The sequence below is a fragment of the Beggiatoa alba B18LD genome, from assembly GCF_000245015.1.
Classification (GTDB): Bacteria; Pseudomonadota; Gammaproteobacteria; order Beggiatoales; family Beggiatoaceae; genus Beggiatoa; species Beggiatoa alba.
Genome location: NZ_JH600070.1, coordinates 600,789 through 626,761 on the forward strand (window position 1 = coordinate 600,789; position 25,973 = coordinate 626,761).

The 25,973-nt window shown below is 41.4% G+C and carries 22 protein-coding genes and 1 tRNA gene; 13 read left to right on the forward strand and 10 right to left on the reverse strand.

The window, feature by feature from the left end:
• The first annotated feature begins 223 nt into the window (after window positions 1–223).
• From BEGALDRAFT_RS02425 to BEGALDRAFT_RS02455, 7 genes are all read left to right on the forward strand, one after another.
• A tRNA-Pro gene (locus BEGALDRAFT_RS02425) sits at window positions 224–300 on the forward strand.
• Between the two features lie 226 nt (window positions 301–526).
• Window positions 527–1,192 (forward strand): TorD/DmsD family molecular chaperone, encoded by a 666-nt coding sequence (locus tag BEGALDRAFT_RS02430; protein ID WP_002683309.1) that lies wholly within the window; start codon window positions 527–529, stop codon window positions 1,190–1,192.
• Window positions 1,193–1,396: 204 nt separating this feature from the next.
• Entirely contained in the window at window positions 1,397–1,603 is a 207-nt protein-coding gene (locus BEGALDRAFT_RS02435) for a twin-arginine translocation signal domain-containing protein (RefSeq protein ID WP_002683312.1), read from the forward strand.
• Window positions 1,604–1,635: 32 nt separating this feature from the next.
• Entirely contained in the window at window positions 1,636–4,539 is a 2,904-nt protein-coding gene (locus BEGALDRAFT_RS02440) for a formate dehydrogenase subunit alpha (RefSeq protein ID WP_002683313.1), read from the forward strand.
• Between the two features lie 17 nt (window positions 4,540–4,556).
• Window positions 4,557–5,141 carry a formate dehydrogenase FDH3 subunit beta gene (gene fdh3B, locus BEGALDRAFT_RS02445; protein ID WP_002683315.1) on the forward strand — a complete coding sequence of 195 codons (585 nt, stop codon included), beginning with the start codon at window positions 4,557–4,559 and terminating at the stop codon, window positions 5,139–5,141.
• 9 nt (window positions 5,142–5,150) lie between these two features.
• Window positions 5,151–5,339 carry a hypothetical protein gene (locus tag BEGALDRAFT_RS02450; RefSeq protein ID WP_002683317.1) on the forward strand — a complete coding sequence of 63 codons (189 nt, stop codon included), beginning with the start codon at window positions 5,151–5,153 and terminating at the stop codon, window positions 5,337–5,339.
• 11 nt (window positions 5,340–5,350) lie between these two features.
• Window positions 5,351–6,409, forward strand: coding sequence for a formate dehydrogenase subunit gamma (locus BEGALDRAFT_RS02455; protein WP_002683320.1), 1,059 nt, complete (start codon window positions 5,351–5,353; stop codon window positions 6,407–6,409).
• 492 nt (window positions 6,410–6,901) lie between these two features.
• On the opposite strand, the gene BEGALDRAFT_RS02460 is transcribed toward BEGALDRAFT_RS02455, so the two are convergent.
• From BEGALDRAFT_RS02460 to BEGALDRAFT_RS02490, 7 genes are all read right to left on the reverse strand, one after another.
• A complete protein-coding gene (locus BEGALDRAFT_RS02460) occupies window positions 6,902–7,915 on the reverse strand; it encodes an NAD-dependent epimerase (RefSeq protein ID WP_002683323.1) in 1,014 nt (337 codons plus the stop codon).
• Between the two features lie 13 nt (window positions 7,916–7,928).
• A complete protein-coding gene (locus tag BEGALDRAFT_RS02465) occupies window positions 7,929–9,344 on the reverse strand; it encodes an undecaprenyl-phosphate glucose phosphotransferase (RefSeq protein ID WP_002683325.1) in 1,416 nt (471 codons plus the stop codon).
• A gap of 15 nt (window positions 9,345–9,359) precedes the next feature.
• The gene (locus BEGALDRAFT_RS02470) at window positions 9,360–10,349 is read right to left on the reverse strand and encodes a TAXI family TRAP transporter solute-binding subunit (protein WP_002683327.1); all 990 of its coding nucleotides are present in this window, start codon (window positions 10,347–10,349) and stop codon (window positions 9,360–9,362) included.
• 17 nt (window positions 10,350–10,366) lie between these two features.
• On the reverse strand, window positions 10,367–11,005 hold the full coding sequence (locus BEGALDRAFT_RS02475) for a hypothetical protein (RefSeq protein ID WP_040294852.1): 639 nt from the start codon (window positions 11,003–11,005) through the stop codon (window positions 10,367–10,369).
• 73 nt (window positions 11,006–11,078) lie between these two features.
• A complete protein-coding gene (locus BEGALDRAFT_RS02480; protein WP_002683331.1) occupies window positions 11,079–13,307 on the reverse strand; it encodes a GumC family protein in 2,229 nt (742 codons plus the stop codon).
• A 64-nt stretch (window positions 13,308–13,371) separates the two neighbouring features.
• Entirely contained in the window at window positions 13,372–13,938 is a 567-nt protein-coding gene (locus BEGALDRAFT_RS02485; protein WP_002683332.1) for a polysaccharide biosynthesis/export family protein, read from the reverse strand.
• A 15-nt stretch (window positions 13,939–13,953) separates the two neighbouring features.
• The gene (locus tag BEGALDRAFT_RS02490; RefSeq protein ID WP_002683334.1) at window positions 13,954–15,111 is read right to left on the reverse strand and encodes an outer membrane beta-barrel protein; all 1,158 of its coding nucleotides are present in this window, start codon (window positions 15,109–15,111) and stop codon (window positions 13,954–13,956) included.
• 352 nt (window positions 15,112–15,463) lie between these two features.
• On the opposite strand from BEGALDRAFT_RS02490, the gene BEGALDRAFT_RS02495 reads away from it, so the two are divergent.
• Genes BEGALDRAFT_RS02495 through BEGALDRAFT_RS02515 form a run of 5 tightly spaced genes read left to right on the forward strand, consistent with a single transcriptional unit; the run spans window position 15,464 to window position 21,319 of the window.
• Window positions 15,464–16,873: an O-antigen ligase family protein gene (locus tag BEGALDRAFT_RS02495; protein WP_002683342.1), complete on the forward strand. Its 1,410-nt coding sequence runs from the start codon at window positions 15,464–15,466 to the stop codon at window positions 16,871–16,873.
• Window positions 16,854–17,669 carry an ABC transporter permease gene (locus tag BEGALDRAFT_RS02500; RefSeq protein WP_002683344.1) on the forward strand — a complete coding sequence of 272 codons (816 nt, stop codon included), beginning with the start codon at window positions 16,854–16,856 and terminating at the stop codon, window positions 17,667–17,669. Before BEGALDRAFT_RS02495 ends, BEGALDRAFT_RS02500 begins: the two co-directional genes overlap by 20 nt.
• 24 nt (window positions 17,670–17,693) lie before the next feature.
• Window positions 17,694–18,872, forward strand: coding sequence for a glycosyltransferase (locus tag BEGALDRAFT_RS02505; protein WP_002683346.1), 1,179 nt, complete (start codon window positions 17,694–17,696; stop codon window positions 18,870–18,872).
• A complete protein-coding gene (locus BEGALDRAFT_RS02510) occupies window positions 18,862–19,986 on the forward strand; it encodes a nucleotidyltransferase domain-containing protein (protein ID WP_002683349.1) in 1,125 nt (374 codons plus the stop codon). Before BEGALDRAFT_RS02505 ends, BEGALDRAFT_RS02510 begins: the two co-directional genes overlap by 11 nt.
• A 43-nt stretch (window positions 19,987–20,029) precedes the next feature.
• The gene (locus tag BEGALDRAFT_RS02515; RefSeq protein ID WP_002683351.1) at window positions 20,030–21,319 is read left to right on the forward strand and encodes an HlyD family type I secretion periplasmic adaptor subunit; all 1,290 of its coding nucleotides are present in this window, start codon (window positions 20,030–20,032) and stop codon (window positions 21,317–21,319) included.
• Between the two features lie 282 nt (window positions 21,320–21,601).
• On the opposite strand, the gene BEGALDRAFT_RS02520 is transcribed toward BEGALDRAFT_RS02515, so the two are convergent.
• Window positions 21,602–22,174 carry a hypothetical protein gene (locus BEGALDRAFT_RS02520; protein ID WP_002683353.1) on the reverse strand — a complete coding sequence of 191 codons (573 nt, stop codon included), beginning with the start codon at window positions 22,172–22,174 and terminating at the stop codon, window positions 21,602–21,604.
• Window positions 22,175–22,213: 39 nt separating this feature from the next.
• Window positions 22,214–22,603 carry a lysozyme inhibitor LprI family protein gene (locus BEGALDRAFT_RS02525; protein WP_040294853.1) on the reverse strand — a complete coding sequence of 130 codons (390 nt, stop codon included), beginning with the start codon at window positions 22,601–22,603 and terminating at the stop codon, window positions 22,214–22,216.
• A 388-nt stretch (window positions 22,604–22,991) separates the two neighbouring features.
• Between BEGALDRAFT_RS02525 and BEGALDRAFT_RS02530 the strand changes: the two genes are divergently transcribed.
• On the forward strand, window positions 22,992–24,359 hold the full coding sequence (locus BEGALDRAFT_RS02530; protein WP_198284595.1) for an N-acetylmuramoyl-L-alanine amidase: 1,368 nt from the start codon (window positions 22,992–22,994) through the stop codon (window positions 24,357–24,359).
• 382 nt (window positions 24,360–24,741) lie between these two features.
• On the opposite strand, the gene BEGALDRAFT_RS02535 is transcribed toward BEGALDRAFT_RS02530, so the two are convergent.
• The gene (locus tag BEGALDRAFT_RS02535) at window positions 24,742–25,962 is read right to left on the reverse strand and encodes a glycosyltransferase family 4 protein (RefSeq protein ID WP_002683357.1); all 1,221 of its coding nucleotides are present in this window, start codon (window positions 25,960–25,962) and stop codon (window positions 24,742–24,744) included.
• Window positions 25,963–25,973: the final 11 nt, after the last annotated feature.

Below are 25,973 nucleotides of genomic sequence, written 5' to 3' on the forward strand. Positions count from 1 at the left end.
GCTTTTTAATTTTGCTCATTCTGAAAATTCTGTGAATTCTGATTCAGACAAAAAAAGACCTGTTAGGTTTTGAAAACTTAGCAGGTCTCTGTTTTATTTTATAAAACTCGCCAAACTCAGGTTAATATATCTTTATAAACTGCCAGCCCCAGCATGTCACAAAAAATCATAAAAAGACTATACAGGCTATAAACAACCCTATATAATAGTCGCTTCTTTAATTCGGGGCGTAGCGCAGCCTGGTAGCGCACTTGAATGGGGTTCAAGTGGTCGGAGGTTCAAATCCTCTCGCCCCGACCAATAATAATCTCTCCTTTCTTTAGTTTTGCCTTCCTCAGTTAATTCCCAACATCATTCATTTTCCCTATTCATTATCAATTATTATTTTTAGTGATTTGAGCTTTTCAAATACTACTTGATGGTAATGATAACGGGATGATTTCGTATTTTTGCTTGCTAGCTGTCGTTAATCCTGCGTAAATGGTCTAACTATTGCCACACTTCTGTTCACAAAGTGACACTACGTATGTCCACAACGCCTGTTTCACAGCGAACAGATACCACTGCTATTGCTGAAAATATGACTATATTAAATGAAATAGATGCGGGGAGAGCGCGACTTTACGCATTATTAGCAGGTTTATTAGCAAATCCACCAAGTGACACATTATTGCAACAATTAGGTCAACTTGTCAGTGAGCCATTACAAAATGACCCAGATTTGCAACATAACACCGCATCCTTACCCCACGCATTACAAGCATTACAACAGTGTGCACAACAAAGATGTGCAGACCTTGTCGCAGACGAATATCAAAATTTATTCATTGGATTAGGTAAAGGCGAAATTGTTCCTTATCGCTCTTGGTATGTCACAGGGATGTTAATGGATAAACCATTAGCATTGTTACGTGAAGACTTAGCGCGTTTAGGGCTAGCCCGTCATGAAGATACTTATGAATCAGAAGACCACGCAGCTGCCTTATGTGAAGTAATGAATTTACTGATAATTCATGCTGATGAATATACTTTTGAAACACAAAAACAGTTTTTTATTAACCACTTAAGCTGGTTACATAAATTTTTCCATGATATGCAACACGCGCCCAGTGCGCAGTTTTACAAACAAGTGGGACTATTAGGAAAATGTTTTATCCAGATTGAACAACAAGCCTTTGCAATGTTACGGTAAGGATACCGCCAATTTTTTAGCGACAATTGAATCAGTACTATACTGTTTCGACACAGATAACAGCACATAATAATAAAACCGCAGTGACGTGTTAGGCAGGACAATCATCAAGGGAAACTATTCTTTATAATGATTCGGCTTTCCGCAATATCACTAAATATAAATAGATAGTAGTGGACACACTCTACACTTGGAGAAACTCAAATGACTATCCAAAAAGAACGCCGTGAATTTTTAAAAAACTTAGCGGTACTTGGTAGTGCAACAGCGGTTGTTAGTAGTACCGTTGTCAATGCAGAAACTGCCATTCCTTCCGAATCGCCTGCAAGAGACGCGACTCAAGCGACACATGCGCAAGGCTATCACCTCACGCCCCACATAGAAGCCTACTATAAAACCCTGCAATTTTAAGCGGTTGTTGATAATTTAACGAGGGGTATTTTATGAAATTAGTCAAACGACAAACCACGAGTACCGCAACCGTTAGCGGTCACACCTCCCCACTAAATGCCATAGACCGTCGCACGTTTTTACAACGTTCGGGGGTTGCTGTTGGTGGACTTGCCGCACTCACAAGCCTTGCTCCCAGCTTAATGAAAAAAGCAGAAGCTGGCGAACGTGAAAAAAACTATTCAACCGCTGACACTAAAACCGTGCGTTCTATCTGTACGCACTGTTCTGTCGGCTGTGGCGTGATTGCAGAAGTGCAAAATGGCGTATGGACGGGGCAAGAACCCGCTTTTGACCATCCTTTCAATTTAGGCGCACATTGTGCGAAAGGCGCATCAGTACGAGAACATGGACACGGCGACCACCGCTTAAAATATCCGATGAAACTTGTCGCTGGTAAATGGCAACGCCTTTCATGGGAACAAGCGATTAACGAAGTCGGAGACAAACTGCTCACCATTCGAGAAACCGCTAGCCCTGACTCCGTTTACTGGCTCGGCTCTGCCAAATTTAGCAACGAACAAGCCTACTTATTCCGCAAATTTGCCGCGCTATGGGGCACGAATAACGTCGACCATCAAGCCCGTATTTGCCACTCCACCACCGTTGCAGGGGTTGCTAATACATGGGGTTATGGCGCGATGACTAACTCCTACAATGACATGCACAATGCAAAAGCAGTCATGATTATTGGGGGAAATCCTGCCGAAGCCCATCCCGTCTCTTTACAACATATTTTCCGAGCGAAAGAACGCGGGGCAAAACTCATTGTTATCGACCCCCGCTTTACCCGCACGGCCGCCCATGCTGACCACTATGTCCGCCTTCGCCCTGGTACGGATGTACCATTTATTTGGGGTACGTTATGGCATATTTTCCAAAATGGTTGGGAAGATAAAGACTATATTCATCAACGGGTTTACGGTTTAGAAGACGTTCGTAAAGAAGTTGAAAAATGGACACCCGCAGAAGTCGAGCGTGTGACAGGCGTTCAAGAAGCCGACGTGAAAAAAGTCGCGCAACTGATGGCAGAAAATCGCCCTGGTACGTTTGTCTGGTGCATGGGTGGCACACAACACACTGTCGGCAATAACAATACCCGTGCTTACTGCATTTTCCAGCTTGTGCTTGGCAACATGGGCGTGTCTGGTGGCGGTACAAATATTTTCCGTGGACACGATAACGTACAAGGCGCGACCGATTTCGGCTTAGATACAACCACCCTACCTGGTTACTACGGGTTAGCTGATGGCGCGTGGAAACACTGGGCGCGGGTTTGGAGCGTGGACTACGAATGGCTAAAATCTCGCTTCGATAGCAATAGCTACGAAAAAGAGAAAGTCAAAGACGAGATGAAACCCGTTAGCCCAATGAGCACCAAAGGGATACCCGTTTCACGCTGGATTGATGGCGTTTTAGAAGCCAAAGAAAATATTGCGCAAAAAGACAATATTCGCGCGATGATTTACTGGGGACACGCACCTAATAGCCAAACCCGTGGCACAGAAATGAAAAAAGCCATGGAAAAGCTAGATTTATTAGTCGTTATCGACCCCTATCCCACTGCAACAGCCGTGATGCAAGACCGTACTGACAATATGTATCTCTTGCCCGCTTGCACCCAATTTGAAACCTACGGGTCTGTCACCGCCTCCAATCGCTCCGTACAATGGCGCGACAAAATCATCGACCCCTTATTCGAATCCAAGCCCGACCACACCTTAATGTATCTGTTTGCGAAAAAATTCGGCTTTGCAGAACAACTGGTTAAAAATATCAAAGTCAATGGCAACGAACCTTTAATTGAAGATATTGTCCGTGAATACAATCGTGGTATGTGGACCATTGGCTACACAGGACAAAGCCCAGAACGCTTAAAAGCCCATCAACAACATTGGGGCGATTTTGACACCACCACACTACGCGCTGAAGGTGGCACGCTAAACGGCGAAACCTACGGCTTGCCTTGGCCTTGCTGGGGAACACCAGAATTAAAACACCCTGGAACACATATTCTTTATGACCCTAGCCAACACGTGATGCAAGGCGGGGGCAACTTCCGCGCAAACTGGGGCGTAGAACGTAATGGCGAAACCCTCTTGTCTGAAGGCAGTTACCCCAAAGGCGCGGAAATTCAAGATGGACATCCCGAATTTGATGCCGAATTATTAAAAAAACTCGGCTGGTGGGACGATTTAACCGCCGAAGAAAAAGCCGAAGCTGATGGCAAAAACTGGAAAACAGACTTATCAGGTGGGATTCAACGCGCTGTCTTAAAACGCGGTTGCTTACCCTTTGGCAATGGCAAAGCCCGCTGTGTCGTGTGGACATTCCCAGACCCCGTACCGATTCACCGCGAACCCTTATACGCGCCCGACCGCGAATTAGCCGCCAAATACCCCACCTATGAGGATAGAAAATCCTACTACCGTTTACCCACTCGTTATCAATCGATACAAGCGAAAGATTATTCTAAAGATTTCCCGCTCATCATGACCAGCGGACGCTTAGTCGAATATGAAGGCGGTGGCGATGAAACCCGCTCTAATCCATGGCTTGCCGAATTACAACAAGACATGTTTATCGAAATTAATCCCAAAGATGCAAACGACGCAGGAATTAAAAACGGTGGCATGGTTTGGGTCAGCTCTCCTGAAGGCGGAAAAATCAGAGTAAAAGCCATGATTACCCGTCGCGTTGCTGCGGGCGTGGTCTTTATGCCCTTCCACTTTGCGGGCTATTTCCAAGGCGAAAACCGTCGCGCTAAATACCCTGAAGGCTCTGCGCCATTGGTCTCTGGTGAATCTTGCAACATTATCTTTACCTACGGTTACGACTCCGTCACCGCCATGCAAGAAACCAAAGTATCTCTATGTAAAATCACTGCCGCCGCGTAAAGGGAGTTATTAAAATCATGGCAAAAATGAAATTTTTATGCGATGCAGAACGCTGTATCGAATGCAATGCCTGCGTCACCGCCTGCAAAAATGAACACGAAGTCCCTTGGGGCATCAACCGCCGTCGTGTAGTCACGCTAGATGACGGTGTCGCGGGAGAAAAATCGATTTCAGTCGCCTGTATGCACTGTAGCGATGCACCTTGCGCGGCAGTCTGTCCCGTCGACTGCTTTTACACCACCGATGACGGCATTGTTTTACATGATAAAAATCTCTGCATCGGTTGCGGTTACTGCTTCTATGCCTGCCCGTTTGGCGCGCCCCAATATCCCAAAGTCAGCGAATTCGGTGCACGCGGAAAAATGGACAAATGCACCTTCTGCGCAGGCGGTCCAAGTCCCGACAACAGCGAAGAAGAATGGCAAAAATACGGACGCAACCGCATTGCAGAAGGCAAACTGCCCTTATGTGCAGAAATGTGCTCAACCAAAGCCCTATTGGCAGGCGATAGCGACATGGTTTCTATGCTCTATCGTGAACGCATTGTTCGCCGTGGCGGACGTTCCGAACTCTGGGGCTGGGGCACAGCCTACAAAGACTAGGACATCATCATGCGATATTTATCTTTTTTCAGCGTTCTTGTCTGCTTATTAACCCTAACCGCCTGCTATGAAGACCCGAAAGATGTCACCTTACACCATCAAGGGCAATACAAAGGGCAAGCCGACAATTTACCCCCAGCCGAACAACGCACAGCCCAACTCGCCGCGCGTTTTAAAATGGTACAAGCTGACCGTTAAGGAGCAGGGTTATGACACGTAAAACACGTTATCGCATGATGAGCTGGAGTTTCCTACTCATCCTCGCGCTGGCTATTCTGATACCAACCGCTAGCAGTTTACTATGGTTAAATACCGCCACAGCGACCGCCGAAGCCCCCGCAACCAATCCCCGTGCTGACTACTGGCGCGAAGTGCGGAGTGGTGAAGTCGGTTATACCACTATTCAAGGCGTTGACCGTGGGATTTTAATCCAAAATGCAGGACAAAACTGGCGACAATTACGCAATGCACCGATTGCAACCTATGGCGCGTACTTACTTATCGGCGTGATTGGTGCGATTGGACTGTTTTACCTCCTCCGTGGCAAGCTCAAACTAGAACACCCACGAACAGGAATAAAAATTCTGCGCTGGTCATTTTTTGAACGCTTACTACACTGGTACACCGCGATTTTATTCATTATTTTAGCCATCACAGGCTTAAGTTTATTATACGGACGCGCAGTGTTAATTCCACTACTGGGCAAAGAAAGTTTTGCTGCTTATGCTAGCTATGCACATGAATTACATAACTTTCTTGGCATCTACTTTGCGGGCGGTGTTATCCTTATGGTCTTACTCTGGTTACGCCACAACATACCGATAAAAGCCGATTTAGACTGGTTTTTAAAAGGCGGTGGCATGATAGGACACGGACACCCTTCCGCAGGACGGATGAATGGCGGGGAAAAAACATGGTACTGGGTTGTAGCGATTGTCGGCTTAACGGTTTGCGCAACAGGCTTATTCCTACATTTCCCCAGCCTATTTGAACAAACCCGCAACCAACTACAAACTGCACACTTACTACATGTCACCCTCGCGCTAGCATGGATAGCCTTCACTTTCGGACATATTTACATTGGCACAATGGGCAGTGAAGGCTCACTGGAAGGAATGGTAACAGGCTATGTTGACGAATCATGGGCAAAGCAACACCATGATTTATGGTATGAAGAACTAAAACAAGCCAATGCAATTCCTAACAACGCGACAGAACAAACGGATAAATCCACCGCACCGACTTCGGATGCACTTGCACATCATTAACCAACAGTCTTAAACCACTTTTAGCAGACGTTTATCACATCCCTTAAACGTCTGCTTTTTTTTGGAAGTTCTATAACCTGAGTTCGGAGAGATTTATAAAACAAAACAGAGACCTGCTAGGTTTTCAAAACCTAGCAGGTTTGTCGGAACACGCGAAAAGGGTTGAAGGACTGGCAGAGATTACTCTCTTGTTTTTCATCGGGATTCATCAGATAAAATTAAAACATTGTCTGAATCAGGATTAGCAGGATTTAAAACCCTCAAACCAAAAAGTCAGGTGAATCACGCTTTTTAATCCTGCTAATCCTGAAAATCCTGTGAATCCTGATTCAGACAAGCTGTTGTCTTTTTAAAAGAAACTCGCAAAACTCAGGTTAATGCTAAACTGAAACTGTGTTTTATCAGACTCATGATTAAACGACTTGTTTCTTTTTAAACATTTCAAATCGGTTCTATAGAATTTGTTCATTAATAATGGGCTTTTTCATTTTTTTAACAAGCGTAAAAATCTCGATACCATGTAACAAAACGTTGCAGTCCTTCCTCAATATTAGTTGTCGGTTTGTAAGAAAAATCTCTTATTAAGTCATCAATATCTGCATAAGTAGTGACAACATCACCTGCTTGCATCGGTAAATAATTTTTTTCGGCTTGCTTACCTAATATCATTTCTAAAACTTTTATAAAATCAAGTAGTTTAACAGGTTGATTATTACCAATATTATATAAACGATAAGGCGGAGTATTTAAACTGATTTGTGGGGGTGAGGCTAACACGTGCAACATACCGTTGATAATGTCATCAATATAGGTAAAGTCTCGTTGCATTTGCCCATTATTATAAATATTGATGGGTTTACCCGTTAAAATCGCTTGTGTAAAAGAAAAATAAGCCATATCAGGTCTGCCCCATTCGCCATAAACGGTAAAGAAGCGTAAGCCTGTACTGGGTAGTTGATAGAGATGGGCATAAGTGTGTGCCATAAGCTCATTCGCTTTTTTACTGGCAGCGTATAGGCTGGCGGGCTGGTCGGTTGTATCGTGTACAGAAAAAGGAATTTTAGTATTTAACCCATAAACACTGGAACTACTCGCATAAATCAGATGTTGTACAGGATGATGTCGACAGGCTTCTAAGAGATTTAGAAAGCCAACAATATTGCTACTGATATAACTGTGAGGATTTTCTATGGAGTAGCGCACCCCCGCTTGTGCTGCCAGATTAATAACAATCTCAAATTTTTCTTGCGCAAAGAGTGCTTGTAAGGCGGGGTTATCTTCTAACTGTAATTGAATAAAACGATAGTTAGTTGCAAATTTACTGATAATTAATTGCTTATAAACAGGGTTATCAATTCCGCTTTTTGCTAAACGTCCTAATTTCAGACGTGTATCGTAATAATCATTAATGCTATCCAATCCAATAACATTATCTCCCCGTGCTATGAGACGTTGAATAAGATGAAAACCTATAAACCCAGCAGCACCTGTTACTAAAATTTTCAATAGTTATCCTCACTTAGTAGGCATTTTTATTTAAGAACCCTTTATAAACCGTCGCAAAAATAATTTCTAAATCTAACCAGACTGACCAATTACGAATATATTCTAAATCGTACTCTACCCGTCGCTCCATTTTTTCTAAAGTATCCGTTTCGCCACGCCAACCGTTAATTTGCGCCCAGCCTGTAATACCGGGTTTTACTTTATGGCGCAGCATGTAGCGGGGAATCAATTTGCGGTATTGTTCATTATGTGCGATTGCATGAGGACGAGGTCCTACGATAGACATACGACCTTGTAATACATTAATAAATTGGGGGAGTTCATCTAAAGAAGTTCGCCGTAAAAAACGACCTAAACGGGTTATTCTGGGGTCATGACGTTGCGCTTGCGTGACAATTGAACCATTTTCACTGACTCGCATTGTGCGAAATTTCCATACTTCAATCACTTCACCATTTAAGCCGTAACGGTGTTGTTTAAAAATAATGTCCCCTTTAGAGGTCAATTTAATCAGCCCAGCAATGATTAACATGGGCACACTGATTAAAAGTAGAATAAAACTTGCTAATATAATGTCTTCTAAGCGTTTTATCCATGCACCATATCCAGAAAATGGGGTTTCATAAATACTCACAGCGGAAAAATCCCCAAAATTAACTAGCCGAGCATGAAGCATTTCCAACATAAATAAATCAGGCAGGAGGATATAAACAGAGGCAGTCGCATCAGCAAAAGCCGTGACTAACTCTTGTATCCGCGCTTCCGCTTTGATGGGTAAAGCAATATAAATCAGGTCAACCGCTCCATTTCTTGCCTGCTCTAAGGCAACATCTGGTGTTCCTAAACAGGTTAATTGAGTGCCTTCAATCAATGCAGTATCGCTTGCGGGTTTATGATCATCACAAAATCCTTGTAAACGAATCCCTGTTTCTGGACGTTCTAACAAGGCTTTTGCAAATGAAACACCTAAATGATCTGCACCGATAATAATGGCAATCCGACCATTGCGCCCTGATTCACGGACATAGCCTAAAAAAGAACGTAAAGCTAAACGCCATACACTTAATATAATTGGCACAGTGACTAACCACGTTAAAACCACTGCCCTAGAGAGTGAATCAAAGGCTTTAAAGGTAAACCCTAAAATCAATAGAATTCCTGTGACTAGAAACCAGACTCGCCAAATAATTCGTAATTCACCCACTAACACATCGCCACGCCATGAGTGATATAAATGATTAAATTCGGCAATGAAGAAAAAGAGCATCATTGCCAATAAAGTCATGAGGGAGTAATGAGAGTGTTCCCAAAAAGAAATATGCCATTGTTGGGAAAGTAACCATAGGAGAGTGCCTATTAACAATGCATCCACTAAGCGAAACAATACCGCAAGTTTTGCATGATGCGGACGAATCAGACCTCCTGCCATTACAATACCCTTTAGTTATTTAATCCAACCTTTTTCACGATAATATTTTTCAGCCCCTGCATGTATTGGCGCGGTGTTACCTAACATCATTTTTTCAGGGGTGAGCGGGGCGAAAGCAGGATGTAATTTTTTCCCTTCGGCAAATGTCGAGAAAACGGCTTTTACCAGTTCATAAACAACATCATCAGGAACATTTGCATTGGTCACTAAAGTCGCTTTTGTGCTAAAACTGGCGATATCATTGGCATGTCGTTCATAGGTATTCGCGGGAATATTGGCTTGATAATAATCTTTTTGTTTGGCAATAAATTGTGTAACTGCATCACCTGTAATATTTAAAATTTCTGCCTCAACACATGTTTTCTCAGAAAACTCACGTTGTCTGCTAATATCAATTGCTTGACGTACAGAAACATTAGGATGTCCAGATAAATAAACAAAAGCATCTATCTGGTTGTTACATAAAGCATCTGCTTGTTCAACATCACGAATGGCAAAGGCTTGGAACATACTGGTATCCCAACCAAAGGCTTGCATTAAATTTTCCATGGTCGTCCGTTGTCCTGAGCCAGTTTCACCAATATTAATACGTTTTCCTTTTAAATCTTCTAAACTTTTCACATTTGCATCTTTTCTAACCACAACGGTGAAAACTTCATCAAATAATGAAAAAACGGAGCGTAGATTTTTATAATCATCAGCAGCTTTTGTTTGCCAGTCTGCGCCTGCAAAACCGAATTGTAATTGACCTTTAGCCACTTTTTCTAAATTATCAATTCCACCCGCAGTCAACTCTACCGTACAACGTAGATGATGTTTTGCAAAATTCTGGTTAATCGCGTGGCATACAAAACCACCCGTTGGAAAATAGAGATTAATCACACTACCAGAACCAATATGAATATAGCGGGTAAGCACCTCTTCAGCCGCTACAGAGATAGAAGAAACAGCACTCAGCAGACTAACGCTGAAAAATAGTAGTAGGGTACGTATAGAAAATTGCATTTTCACATCACTCCGCATTAGGAACAAATTTTGGTTAGTAATGGGGTATTGGGTTGTTGAGTTTGGCAAATGACCGCATGACGACGATATTGTTGAATAAGCTGAGAAACTTGATTAAATGGCATCTGTAATCCGTGTTCAATGGTTTGCACGACTACAGTTTGTAAGGCTGGCGGTAAGTAGTACCAGTTAATCAGTCCGATTTCTATGACTTGTCGTTGCATTAATGGCTCCCATGAACCTAATAATGCGGTATTCTTCAATGCTTGAAAGAATTGCGTATCATATTGACGTAAATAATATTTTAATAAAGCAATGTTACTCCATGTATAGGCTGAACTGGGTCTTTTCTGCGCAGCATATAGAAAATGATTTAATGCTTGTGTTTGTACCATTTCATGTAAGGTTTGAACATCCGCAACAATAAAACGCAGTTGCCAATAATACAGTTGCGCTTGCAGTTCTAAAACATCAGGACTTTGAGGAATTAACTCTGCAAGAGTTTGAGTTTTTCGATAAATAAAACTCCAGCGAACTTGATTCACATGTTCGGGCGTTTGTTTCCACTGTTGCATCTCCTGCCTTATTTGACGGGTTAATACATCTGCTACCCCTAAACGCCCCGCATGATAAATGCCAAGCAATAAACCCAGCATAAAAAAGAGACTCATCCACTGCGAGTATCTTAATGATGCAATCATCTTATTTATTATCTCTGTTCATGGCAGTTTATCCCGCTGCTTTCTTCTTTTCTAAGCCATAAGTGCCGTAATAGTCACTGTAACCGCCATAATAGCCATATTTCGCGCCGTAGTATTGTGATAAGGCTTTAGGAATAACTTGATTGAGAACAATACCTATTGGTGCTTTATCAATAGCGGTCAAGCGTCTAATATCCCCTTTAATCAGTTGATAGGGTGTTGAATCTGCTTTAGTCACATAAATAACAGCACTTGCAACACGGGCTATCATTAGCGCGTCACTGACAGCATGAATGGGCGCACTATCAATAACTACATATTTATACTCAGTTTCCAGTTTTTTCAAAATCTCTGAAAAATGTTGAGAAGATAAAAGTTCTAAAGGATTCGGCGGTAACATACCACTTGGAATTAAATCAATATTCATGCCTTCTAAGTGGTGTACACATTCTTCAAACGGTTTTGTACCTGCAACCATTTCAGAAAGTCCAGGGGCGTTTTCATTCAGTCCAAAGCCCTTGCCAACAGAAGGACGACGCATATCTGCATCGATTAAAATTGTTTTGTCTAACTGTCCCAATGCAAACGCCTGATTAGTTGCAAACGTTGTTTTTCCTTCAGAAGGCAATGAAGACGTAATTAACAAAGTTTTATGCGGATTGTCCACATTCGATAACATAATGCCTGTTCGCATACTTCGGATAGATTCAGCAAAATAGGAATGTTCTTCTTCAAGCACAATAAATAAGGGTCTTTGCTTACTCTTCCGTTGTAGTTTGGGCAAAATGCCTAATAAAGACATGCCTAATTTTTGTTCTACATCATCACCATGTTTTAGCGTGTTATTTAAATATTCTAATAAAAAGGCAAGAAATATAGAGAAAAACAGTCCAAATACAAAGGCAATTGCCACCACTTTTAATTTTTTAGGTTTATCAGGACGTGTGGGAGTTACGGCAGCATCGACAATTCGTCCGATGGTTTTTTGTTCAGTTTGAGTCACGCCTGTTTCTTTAAAACGGGCTAAAAACATATCGTAAAGTTGACGGTTTGCTTCTACATCACGTTGTCGCACGCCTAAATCATATTGTTTACGGTTAATATTTTGAATTTCGCCTTCTTTTTGGCGCATATTACGTTCTAATGTCGCTGCATTAGCACGATCAACTTCATATTGTTTGGTGACGCTGTCAATAATCCGTTGCACTGCTCGAGCAAGGTTAGCACGATTCGTTTCTAATTCTGTACGAACGGCAATCATTTCAGGGTGTTGACTGCCATAGCGTTTGCTTAATTCAGAGGCTTTTTGTTCTAAATTGGCTTCAGTTGCTTTTAAACTACTGACTAATGGATCAGCAAAAACGACAGGAATGGTCACTAAAATATCTAAGGGTTTTCCTTTAACCCCTTGTATCTGCGAGTACATATTGCTGGTTTCTGCTAATTTACGCCGAGCAGTTCCTAAATCTAAACTGATTTGGGATAACTCTTGCGTGGCAACACTTTTAACCCCTGAAACATCAACTAATTTTTGGTTTTCTGTAAAGTTTTGTAGGGTTTTTTCTGATTCTTCTAATTTACTGCGTAAGTTATCTAAACGTTCCGTCAGCCAAACTGTTGCTTTTTGTGTCATTTGTAGCCGTGATTCTAAATCATTTTCTACATAAACCTCGGCTAAAGTATTGGGAATCGCACTGGCTAATTCAGGGTCAGGTGAATCGTATTTAATTTCTATAACTTGACTGCCCTTGGTATCAATAATGGATAAATTACCTTTTGCGGGTAAAGGGGGAGGAACGAGAGCGGCTTCAGTTTGTTGTTCAGGCAGGGTAATCCCTAACCGACTTATCCAAGTTTGCCAATCTAAGGTAATGCCTAATAAATTAAGTGGCTGTTGGGGTTGCAGTTGAAATTTATGTGGAAATTGCTTTTGAATCCGTGCAACAGTTTCTTCCCACACTTGCATAGAGTTTAAGATATCTATTTGTGTTTTCATTTGGTCATTTCTGACCGTAAACTCTTGCACAGAAACGATATTAGGGGACTCTACATTAATTAGAAAAGTCGCTGTTGCGGTATAAATGGGTTGAAGTGTGTAACTAACAAGCCACGCTAATAAGCTAATTAAGAGCGTGAGGCGAAGAATTCGCCATTTATAACGGTTAAGAATATTCAGGTAAATGCGTAAATCAACTTCGCTTTCATCCACTGAGTGTGTGAATTCATTTGCTATTAATTGTTTTTGTGTGAAGTTCATAGAAAAATAGGTGTTATTTGACTAACACCTTTACCTTGATTTCCTTAGCAATGGACTATTATGGTTAGAAGAAACTTTCTTCTACTGTAATAATATCACCGGGTTGAATATAAGTATGGAGTTCTGCTTGAATGGGTTTACTACCTTCTCGCAAAATATAAATTTTGCGACGTGATGCACGTTCTGTAAATCCACCTGCAATCGAGGCTGCTTTTAAAATCGTCAGCCCTGGTAAATAGGTATATCCACCAGGTAATTTGACTTCACCGTTAATAAAAAACTTGCGATATTCTGCGCTAGAAACAGTGACTTTAGGGGAGACCAGATATTTACCTTCTGTTAAACGGGTTGCAAGTAATTTTTCTAAATCCCCAATGGTTAAGCCAGAAATCTGCAGTTCTCCTAGCAGGGGATAGGATATCGTCCCTGCGTCGCTCAAGCGGTAATTACCACTTAAGCTGTCTTCACCAAATACGGTAATCGTAATCTGGTCACCACTTGCAAGCTGATAACTGGACATATCAGCAATATTCGTTGGATTAACAGGAACTTCTTTTGAGAAATCGTCTCCACCACATGCGGTTAAAAGAGCGGTTAAGCCTATCAATATTAAGAATAATATAGCACGCATATGTTTTATAACCGATTAAAAGCTGGAGAATAGGGTTAAAGATACAACATTTTGATTGTAATCTTCATCAGGGTAATTAGAGCTAAAATCGATAAAGTCGAATCCACCACGTAAGCTCAACCAACGTCGCATTTGATAATTAAGGTTTACATATAAGCCGTTTTTCTTATCGTTTCTATCCGTTCCTGCAAAATCGATATCGGCGTAGTCATAGCCTAGTGTGGAGGATACCCGCGTAGTCCATGCATAAGTCCATGCTAAACCTAATGCATTTGTTAAGCTATAGTCCCCAAAGCCCTTACTTTCTCCTGTCATTCTTGAGGCTTTCACATCAAATAATGAGTAAGTTCTTGGTCTCCAGTTGACAAGTGCTTGTACATAAGTACCTGTGTAATCAGGAATAGTGTCATTATCCATTGCTTTATTGTTGTAACCGACATTCAACGTACCTGTTGTTTTTGCGGTTGCAAACCAACTTGCGCCAATACCATAACGATATTCTTTACTGTCTAAACGGGTGTTTGTTTCGTAATTTGTATCAACAACATCAGCATTAATAAATAAATAGGTTTTTGGCTGAATTCGATAGTGGAAAGCACCGCCTAGGCCAAAAAGATGACGATCAGTGATTTGTGCAACGTCGAACTCATCATAGCGAACAGTGGCATAATTTGCTTTAAGCTCAATGCGTCCTTTCGCCCCTGGACTGCCATACGTTAATTTTCCATCTAGCGTACTTGTATCCCACTTATTTGGGTTTCCATCCTCATCAAAATCCGTTGTACCTCTAGGATCATAATATTTATGGTAACCCGCACTTAAAAATGCATGAAATTTATCGGGCAAATCTAAATCCGCAGAACCTGCTAAACCATAACTTTCTGCATTGTCTGCGGAACTGTCAAAATAGCGTATGATATTTGTATCAAAATCAATTATATATTTATCAGTTAATCGTTCTAACTCCCACTTAACCGCTGGCGTTAAACGCATATACATAGATTGAATTTCATCATGACTAGATTGTATAACGTTATCATTATGTCCAAGTTCTACTCCTATCGAAGGGTGTAAAACCGTAGGTCCAACGGGAAAACCACTTTCAGCCGCGAGAGAATAAGGGGCGTAAGTAATTAAACAACAAGTTAGGAAAGTTTTTATACAAGGTCTCATAAGCATTATCCATGTTAAGCGTTTGCCTAGTTTAGTAAAAACACCTACATGTAGTATGATGTTTTCCTATAGCATTTACTGTACCATTCAAAAACCTGATACTCTCAATATCTTATAATTTCAATCGTTATGATAAAACATCCATAACCATCTCGAGGGTATTCGTGCAATTTTACCATTATATTTAAGTATTTTTATAAACTGCACGATAGCGCAATTACGAATAGTTGTAACTAGTTACAAAGTAACACTTAACAACATATTCTGATATTGAGTATATTATGCCATGTCTTTACAACTGCACAGAATTTTACAACAGTATGTTGTAAGTTTACAACAAAAATAATGCGTTATGTCAACACCACCCCTTGCTGATCGTTACTTATTTATTAGTTTATTGTTGCTTATTATTTGGTTACCCATTCCATTTGCGAGCAATCATGCTTGGGCATGGGCAATCATGGAAATCAGCATTTTCTCGTTATGGTTTATTTGGATTATTTCTTTTTTACAACAGAAAATAAGCTTTCCTGCAACATTTTATCGAGCCTATCCGCTCTTAATTCTCTGGAGTGTGTGGTTACTCTATTTGATTCTACAATGTTTACCATTGCCCTATTACTGGGTAAACACCTTATCTCCAAGCACGGCGCGACTTTATCAGTTAGCTACTTTTGGCACTACCCCCACCACGCTAACCCTTTCTGTTGATGTATTTAGCACACAAGCGGCGTTGTTAAAGAGTATCAGTTATGTCCTACTCTTTGCATTAGTGCTAGTGTTAGTTAATCGTCACTCACGGCTACGTTGGGTTGCCTACTGTTTATTAATCAGTGGTGTAGTACAGGCTGTTTATGGCAGTGTCATGACATTGACAGGTTGGGAATATGGTTTTTTACGCCCGAAAACGGCTTATGAAGGCTTTGCAACGGGGACTTTTGTCAATCGCAACCATTTTGCAAATTACTTAATCCTCAGTTTTTCTATGGGATTAGGCTTACTTATCAGTCAATTACGTGACACTCAGTATGAAACATGGCGACAACGCTTGCGTGCTTGGCTGACGTTTCTATTTAGTCACAAAATGCGTTTACGGTTATACCTGATTATTTTAGTCATTGCCTTAATTCTAACGCGCTCACGCATGGGCAATATTGCTTTCTTTGGTAGTTTGCTAATAACAGGGTTTATCGGGTTATTTTTCGCGCGTCATACTGCCCGCTCAGTCAGTCTTTTATTATTCAGTTTAATACTGATAGATTTAGCCGTGATGGGTACTTTTTTCGGTATAGAGCAACTGAGTCAACGTATTAATGTGACTCACATCACGGGTGAAGAACGAGGTGATGTTTATCTATATGCTTTTCACTATTGGAAAGATTTTTTTTGGATGGGCTCAGGATTAGGCAGTTTTTATGCGGTGTTTCCAAGTTATTGGCAGTCAGGACTTGGAGGATACTATGACCATGCGCATAATGATTATTTGGAATTTGCGACGGAAACAGGATTAATCGGATTAAGCATACTAGCCTGTATTGTGCTTGCTTCCCTATTAGCAACTTTTTTAACGTTATTTCGTCGACGTGACCCTCTATGTCGTGGAATTGCCTTAGGTGTCATGATGGGAATTTTGGCAATGTTGATTCACAGCATGGTTGATTTTAGCTTACAAATTCCCGCCAATGCGGCGACTTTTATCATATTCCTTGCCTTAGCTTGGGTGAGTTATTTGATGCCACGTCATGTATCACGAACTCGCTAAAATAAGGGCTTTTCTTATTCGTGATTGGCAACATGAAAAAAGCTATCGATTGGTTTTTTTGCCCGCTTTTTTCAGCCTATTTACCTTATTATTTACTTTCTTTTTTTTAGCTCGTCTTTTAAATCACGCCCAATTGCCTGCGTTACAACCCTATGGCGGTGATTACTTTGCCTTTGTCCTCATTGGCTTTGCCTTTTTTAATTATTTAGAAGTTTTATTGAAAGGACTCCCGCAACAGATTCGTGAAGGGCAATTGCTTGGCACATTAGAGGCTTTATTAGTCACACCAACTGCGCTACCAACCTTAATTATTGCGAGTATCTGCTACCAATTACTAGGAGCAACAGCACGAGTAGTGGTTTATCTTGGATTAGCCATCGGTATTTTTCAGATTACCTTGCATGGTGCAAACCTAATCGCAACGGGCTTATTTTTATTACTTACCCTGATGGCTTTTAGCAGTTTGGGCATTTTAACCGCGAGCGTTGTTATCCTACTGAAAAAAGGCGAGGCTCTCAGTAGCCTATTTGTCAGTATTGCCCGTTTACTCTGCGGCTTATACTATCCTATTAGTATATTACCTGATAGTTTACAACTGGTTGCCCATTGGATACCTGTGACATATGCCTTAGAAGGACTACGCCTTGCACTCTTACAAGGCTATTCACTAACACAACTAATGCCTAACTTATTGCCTTTAAGTTTATTTACCCTGTTTTTACTACCAAGCAGTTTATGGGCTTTTCACCATGCCATACAACGCGCAAAACGTGACGGCACATTAACCCAATATTAATAAGCGCATTAACCCCTAAAAACCATGAAAATATTACACGTTATTGCCAATTTAGCCCCGCGTTATGGTGGCCCTGCAAAAGCCTGCTTTGAGTTAGCACGTGCCGTTGCACAACGGGGGCACGAAGTCACTATTTATACAACCAATCAAGACGGTGATGGCGAACTTGATACCCCTTTAAATCAAATTATTCAACGCGAAGGGGTGCAATTACGGTTTTTTCCGATTCAATCCCCCCGTTTTTGGGGCACATCCCTGCCCATGGCGCGGGCATTAGCGCAAATGATTCCCACAGTTGATATTGTCCATATACATTCCCTGTATTTATTTCATAACCTTATCGCGCCTTGGCTATGTCGCTGGTACAAAAAACCTTATGTCATGTTGCCACATGGCACATTAGACCCCTTCCTATATCAACGTCATCGCCAACGAAAACGACTAATGGAATGGACATTTGAAAATCGGAATATGCGACAAGCAACCGCAATCCACTTTATTACACAAGAAGAACAACTCCTTGCCCAACCATACACCCATAACGCCCACAGTGTTATCGTACCGTTAGGACTGACATTAAACGAATATGATAAACCGCGTCCATCCCAATGGTTAGCCCATTATTACCCTGAAACCAAAGATAAAAAAATCATCCTCTTTTTTGGGCGCATTCATTTTAAGAAAGGCTTAGACCTTCTGATTCCTGCGTTTATCGCGTTAGCAAAACAACAAGACGATATTCACCTCGTTATTGCAGGTCCAGACGATGAAAGATATGCCGACCATTTAAAGCACTTATTAAGCGTGGATAACATGTTAGACCGTGCCACCTTCACAGGCATGATACAAGGGGATGAAAAACTCTCCCTCCTGCGAGAATCCTACCTATTTGCATTACCCTCTTATTCAGAAAATTTCGGTATTGCCGTGTTAGAAGCCATGGCATGTCGCTGTCCTGTACTGATTTCTGACAAAGTGAATCTGCATCACGATATTCAACAAGCAAAAGCGGGTGTTATCGTCCCCTGCGAACAAAACGCAGTACAACAAGCCCTTGCAGATTTACTGGCTAACCCATTCCAAGCCCGTTACTATGGAGAAAAAGGCAGACAACTCGTCGAAAATCGCTACCAATGGCAACAAATTGGCGAATTAATGGAACAAACCTATCAACAACTGATTGAAAAACACCATGTCCGTTGAGTTTCAACTCCTCTGCCAAGCCCACCAACCTGATAAACTCGCTCAACTGCTCAATCAAACGATTGCATGGCAAACCGTATTAAAACTTACAGACCGTCATCGAGTTGCCCCACAACTCTATCAATCACTAAAAAATAACAACTTAATTCCCAACCCCATACGCCAAGCCCTACGCACCCGCTACGAAAAAAACACCCTGCGGGCAATGCGCAATTTAGTGACTATACAAACACTCTTACAATCCTTTACACAACACAATATCCCCTGCATCGTCCTAAAAGGCATAGGACTTGCGCTACAACTATACGGCAATATTGGCGCACGCCACGCGGGCGACATAGACCTACTCATTGATCCCCAACACCTCCGCCACGTTGACACCCTATTACAACAACAAGGCTACCAACGCATTCAACCCGCATTTTCCCTGACAGAAGCCCAATTTTTAAAAATTCAACAACTATGGAATCAATTTGAATACTACCACCCACAAGGACAATGCTACCTAGATATTCACTGGCGACTTTCCTACAACCACCATCTTTGCCCGATTCCATTTAACGAACTCTATCAACAACATCAAACCATTTACGTACAGACTCAAGCACTCCCCGTCCTAGCCCCCTTACACAACCTACTCTACCTCTCTGCACATGGCAGTCAACACGTATGGGGCTGTTTATTCTGGCTTTGGGACATCGCCACACTCTTACAACAAACCACTTTTGACTGGGATAAAGTCATTACCAACGCGCAACACATAGGCTGTTTACCCTCACTCATTCAAGGCATACACCTTGCCCATCACCTACTAAACAGCCCTTTACCTGATACACTTCCCCCCTACCAACAACAAACACGCTATAAACGGCTTCAACAAGCGGGAGAACGCTACTTACAATTACCAATACCTATCCCCTTACGGACAGTTTTATGGCAACGCTTCTACTACGATTTACAACTCAATAGCTCATGGGCTTATCGACGCGAACTGCTCCAACATATTTTTTTACATCCCCATGATTGGCAAGCTCTACCACTCCCCCCCGTCTTATTCCCGCTCTATTATGTAATAGGTAGCATTCTCTGGTTGAAGCGACAACTCATAAAATAGCCCAACGTTAAACCCTCTATGTATCATCAGGATTAACAAAACCATGCATAAAACACATGACTGGTTAATAACCCAACCCAGCACAAGCACACACCTGATTTTATGGCTAAGTGCCTTATTTCTTCTACTTGCTGGCATCTGGGCAAACTATGCCGAACTAGATGAAGTCACACGCGGTATGGGCAAAGTTATACCCTCAAGTCAAGTTCAAATCGTGCAAAACCTAGAAGGCGGCATTATCTCCGAACTACCTGTTAAAGCAGGTGATATTGTCGAAAAAGGACAAATTCTACTACGTATTGACGACACCCGTTTTTCCTCCTCCTATCGAGAAAACAATGTCGGCATCGCAGAACTACAAGCCAAAATTGCCCGTTTAAGTGCCGAAGCGGAAGGAAAACCATTTGCTTTACCCGCAAAAATACCTGAAGAACAACAAAGTTTTTTTAAAAACGAATTAGCCCTTGCAAACTCCCGTCAACAAGCCCTACAAGCCAATATAGATATTTTATTACAACAAAAACGCCAAAAAACACAAGAAATCAATGAATTAAAATCAAAACTGACTCAACTACAACAAAGTTACGAATTAGCCAAAAAAGAACTGAATATTACTGAACCTCTAGTAAAAAAAGGCGTAATGTCAGAAGTAGAACTACTCCGCTTACAACGTGAAGCAACTGATTTAAAAGGCAATGCCGAAAGTATTCGCTTAAGCATTCCCCGCGCAGAAACCGCCGTCGATGAAATAGAACGCAAAATAAAAGAACTCACCGCCACTTTTCGCGCGGGCGCACTAGCAGAACTCAATGATAATAAAGCCGAATTAGCCAAAAATACCGAATCAGGTCTAGCCCTACAAGACCGTGTGACACGAACACTTGTTCGCTCCCCCGTCAAAGGCACAATAAAACGAGTAAAAGTCACAACCATTGGTGGCGTTGTACAACCAGGAATGGATTTAGTAGAAATTGTGCCGTTAGAAGACACATTACTGATAGAAGCACAAATTCGCCCCTCAGACATCGCTTTTTTACACCCAGGGCAACCAGCCATGATTAAGTTTACCGCCTACGATTTCTCAATTTTTGGCGGACTATCCGCAACGCTAGAACATATCAGCGCGGACACCATTATGAATGAACGCAATGAAGCCTTTTTCTTAATTCAACTACGCACAACACAAAATTTCTTAAAAAATGGCGATAAAAACCTGCCGATTATTACAGGGATGACTGCCAACGTAGATATTTTAACGGGCAAGAAAACCCTGTTAAATTACCTATTAAAACCCATCAAAAAAGTGCATGACGAAGCATTGCGGGAACGCTAAAAATATAGTAAACGCACTATAAAACAATGCGAAGGACTGGCAGTCCTAAATTTAAATCGCTTTGTGGTACGTTTACTATATTAAAAATAAAAACCTGTTAGGCTTTGAAAACCTAACAAGTCTTTTTTTGTCTGAATCAGAATTCACAGAATTAGCAGAATTAAAAACAATTAAAAACATAATTTTTTATTCTTTTAATTTTCTTGTCTTTTTAATTCTGAAAATTCTGATTCAGACAAGCTGTTGTCTTTTTAAAAGAAACTTGCCGAACTCAGGTTAAAATTAATAATCCCTAAAAAATCTATCCCCATTGTTTGGCAAATAATGACGAACATAACGACTGCTTAACGTCACCGTGCTTTGTAACTCACCAAATGTCGTGGTTGGTGCACCATTTCTTGCAAATCCAGTCGCCACAAAAATATCAGGCACAGAGACATGGAAAAAATTCACGTCAACACGTCCACCCCGATCAATCCAAACTTTGACATAAACCTCTGGATTATTAAAACTTCCCCAACTCACATCCGCTGGATTCACATAAAAAAATCCCCAAATAACACGGTCTCCGCCAGACGTTTGTTCTTCCCCTCCTTTACGCCAAACTGTCCGTATTTCACGAGTTTGTGTTTCTCCCTCAACAGTACGTACCGTAACAGCAGCAAATAATTCACGCCCGTTATTATCAAAAAAAGTAAAACCATCCGCTGAATTTTCCTGTATAGACAAAGTATTGTCTGAACTTTCTACAGGGGCTAATAAGGTGTTTTGTACAATCTGGCGCAAAGGCTCTGCTTCTGTCGCAGAAAGTTCGCCCGCTAAAACACATAAACAGACAAGAATAAAGTGACGCATGGGTAAACTCCTCTTATCCAACAAGGATAAATAAGCTGATTATTCAAGATATGATTTTTCTAAACTGCGGATTCGTTCCTCTGTCATGTCTTGTAAACACGCATTCAGAAAGCCTGAAAATCCTGTACCACCTCGCGCACCGTAAACCGCATATTCACAATGTTCATCACGAAACTTTATCCATGTCCGTTGCGCTGTTTTCAATAACGCCTGTTCCTCTGCGGATAAACCACTATTCATCAAATTTTTATACGCTCTATTCAACGCCGCATCAGCAGATTGATACGCTTTTTCAGCGCAATAATTTATCTCATAAGTTGATTGTGGGTCGTTACAATCAACTTTAGGTGTACCCTCTGCGCTCACAGCCGTGACGGTGTAAAACAAAAAAGGAAGTGAGTAAAGGAAAAGTGTTCGTAAGTGCATCATAATGCCTCTTTAATGATTAATTGAGTCTTGAAATAACTGAGTATGACAACTTGAAAAGATAAGAAATAGTGGAGAATTTGACAATAAGCATAATACCCTGAGATATCTTGTTGCTTGACACTATAACGGTGTTTAATATGCGGAAAGGTGGGCGGCATGTTGTATGCTAATAGCATTATTTTTCGGGTATCGTATTTTTGGCAGTGCGAAACAAGTCAAGTTTTACACGTTAATCTTAACGCGGTTGTCTGAATCAGGATTCACAACGTTTTCAGAATTAGCAGGGCTTAAAAGATTCATTAGACAATCGGGTTTTATGCGTTTAAAGCCTGACTTGTTTCGCACTACCCTATTTTTTAATCGGTTTTTATTTCCTCTTAGAGTTAAGATGATGTGGTATTTAACGAAATTTCGGGTATTTCTACTTGTTTTCCTTTGTGTTATTGCAACACATGTACGGGCAGAAAGTGTTCAGTTACAGTCCATGCAAGTTGCAACTGACACAGCAACCAGTGTGCGTTTACTATTTGATTTTAGTAGCCCTGTACGCTATCGCATTTTTAGCCTCTCTAATCCTGAACGGCTAGTGATTGATTTGGAAAACACCAAATTATCAACATCGCTTGTCAATTTTGCGAAAAATCACCCGTTGATTCAAAACATACGCAGCGCACCACGTAATAACAATGATTTACGGATTGTTTTAGACTTACATGCCCCTGTACGTACTAAAAGCTTCTTATTAAAACCTGCGGGCATTATCGGGCATCGTCTCAATATCGACATACTCAGTGGGCAAACCACACAAATCACACAAGCCCCTCCCGCAACACAGCGTAGCCTCGCACAAATGGCAAGCACATCCTCTCCGCGTAACCCGCTCGTTATCAGCCTTCCCCCGCCATCAACGAACTCCACCCTAGCGAATCAATCATTAAACCAAACAGCCCCCAACAATCGCCTCAATGCACAAGCCACAATTCCAACCAATCGCCCACGTCAATTAACCCCAGTTATCCCGAAAAAAGATGGTAATGGACGAGAATTAATTGTAGCCATTGATGCAGGACATGGTGGTATTGACCCTGGGGCAATTGGTAAGCAAGGCACTTATGAAAAAACAGTCGTATTAGCCATTGCCCGCCAATTAGCGAGTTTATTAGAACGAGAATATGGTATGCGTCCTGTTTTAATTCGAGATGGCGATTATTTTTTAAAGTTACGTGAACGTATAGACCTTGCACGTCAACATCAAGCTGATTTATTCATATCTATTCATGCAGATGCCGTAGCGGAAGGAAATGGCAATGTACGAGGCTCATCGGTTTACATGTTGTCACAACGTGGCGCGAGCAGTGAAGCGGCATTATGGTTAGCAGAAAAGGAAAACGCGGCAGATTTATTAGGCGGGGTGAGCTTAAATGATAAAGATGATTTATTAGCCTCTGTTTTACTGGATTTATCTCAAACAGGCACATTAGAAGCCAGCGCACACGCGGCCGAACAAATTTTAAACGGACTACGTCAAGTGAATAAAACCCATTTATCTAAAGTACAACGTGCAGGCTTTTTAGTCTTACGTTCCCCCGATATTCCATCTGTTTTAGTCGAAACGGCATTTATTTCTAATCTGGAAGAAGAGCGCAAATTAAACGACCCAGTTTATCAACGCCAATTAGCACAAGCGATTTTGCAGGGTATTCGCGGTTATTTTGCTAAGTACGCCCCACCGGGAACACAATTAGCACAGCGTTAATTTTAACCTGAGTTCTACGAGTTTTATATAGTAACCGTACCATAAAGTGATTTAAATCTAGGACTGGCAGTCCTCCATGTCGTTTTATAATAACGCGAGTACGGCGAGATTCTTTTAAAAAGACAAGAGCTTGTCTGAATCAGAATTTTCAGAATTAAAAAGACAAGAAAATTAAAAGAATAAAAAATTATGTTTTTAATTGTTTTTAATTCTGCTAATTCTGAAAATTCTGTGAATTCTGATTCAGACAAAAAAAGACCTGCTAGGTTTTCAAAACCTAGCAGGTCTGTCGGAACGTGCGAAAAGTTCTGACTAGACAAAATTAAAAACCTTGTCTGAATCAGGATTTTCAGGATTAACAACAAGAACGATAATATTGCGTCTAACCCATCTCGACCAATAACTGTCCATAACGTTGCGCAATAATTTGCCAATCATAACGGGCAACGACAAATTGTCGTCCTTGTTCACCCAATTGACGCGCTTTAGCAGGATTTGCCAATAAGGTACATAATGCCTCAGCTAATGCAGATACATCACGTTGAGGCACAATTAAAGCGGTTTGTTGGTCTTGCAAAATATCTTGCATCGCGGGCAAATCTGTTGCAATCACGGCACATTCACACCCTAACGCCTCTACCAATACCAAGCCAAATCCTTCTCTATCTCCATCATTAGCAATAATGGATGGAAAAATTACAATTGCATGTGACTGATAAAGTTGAGGTAAATTTTTATTCTCGACTGCACCGATAAATTGTACATGTGGAACGATTTGCAACTGTTGTGCTAAATCTTGTAAGGCTTTTGCCTCTGTACCTGTGCCGATGATACGCAGTTGCACATGAGGATAACGGGCTAATACGGTCGGCATGGCTTGCAGTAAATAATGAATGCCCTTTTTTTCTACCAATCGTCCGACAAACAACAGGCTATCTGCATGACGTGTGCAAGTTGCGTTTGGAATAAACTGCGTTTGTACATCCACCCCCATCGGAATAACATACATTTTTTGCGCATCTGCCCCTAAACGTAAGGCTTCTTGAAACATTGCCTCACTAACAACCGTCATAGCAGACACATTTTTTAAAACATAGGTTTTTAACTGTGTTAAGCCTTTACCACGTAACGCAAATAAATCTCCACCGTGTGACGTACATAAGATTTTAGGAACAGGGCGAGGTAGTAACTTACAAACGAGTAATGCAATTAAACCTTGTGGAATTAACCAATGCGCATGAATCACATCAAAAGACTCACGACGTAATAACCGCCATAAGGCAATGGCTTCCCCTAACATAAAAAAAGGTACAAGTGCATATCGCCAACGATTTTGCTTTAAATTCGCTAAGATACCACCTGCATAAGCCAATGTTTGCCACTTTTCAAAAAAATATCGAAAGCGTGTAATTTTTAACCCTTCCCATTCTTCTGTCAGTGCAGCTCCCTGTGCGTGAGGGGCGAGCACATGCACATTAGCAATGTGAGGATGTTGTACCAAGCGACGGCTTAATTCATAGACAAACGGTGGTTCTTTATCCCCCTGCCAACGTGGAAACGTAGAAGCTAATACCAACACTTTCAGAGAGGAAGGCGCGTTCATAGTGTCATTGC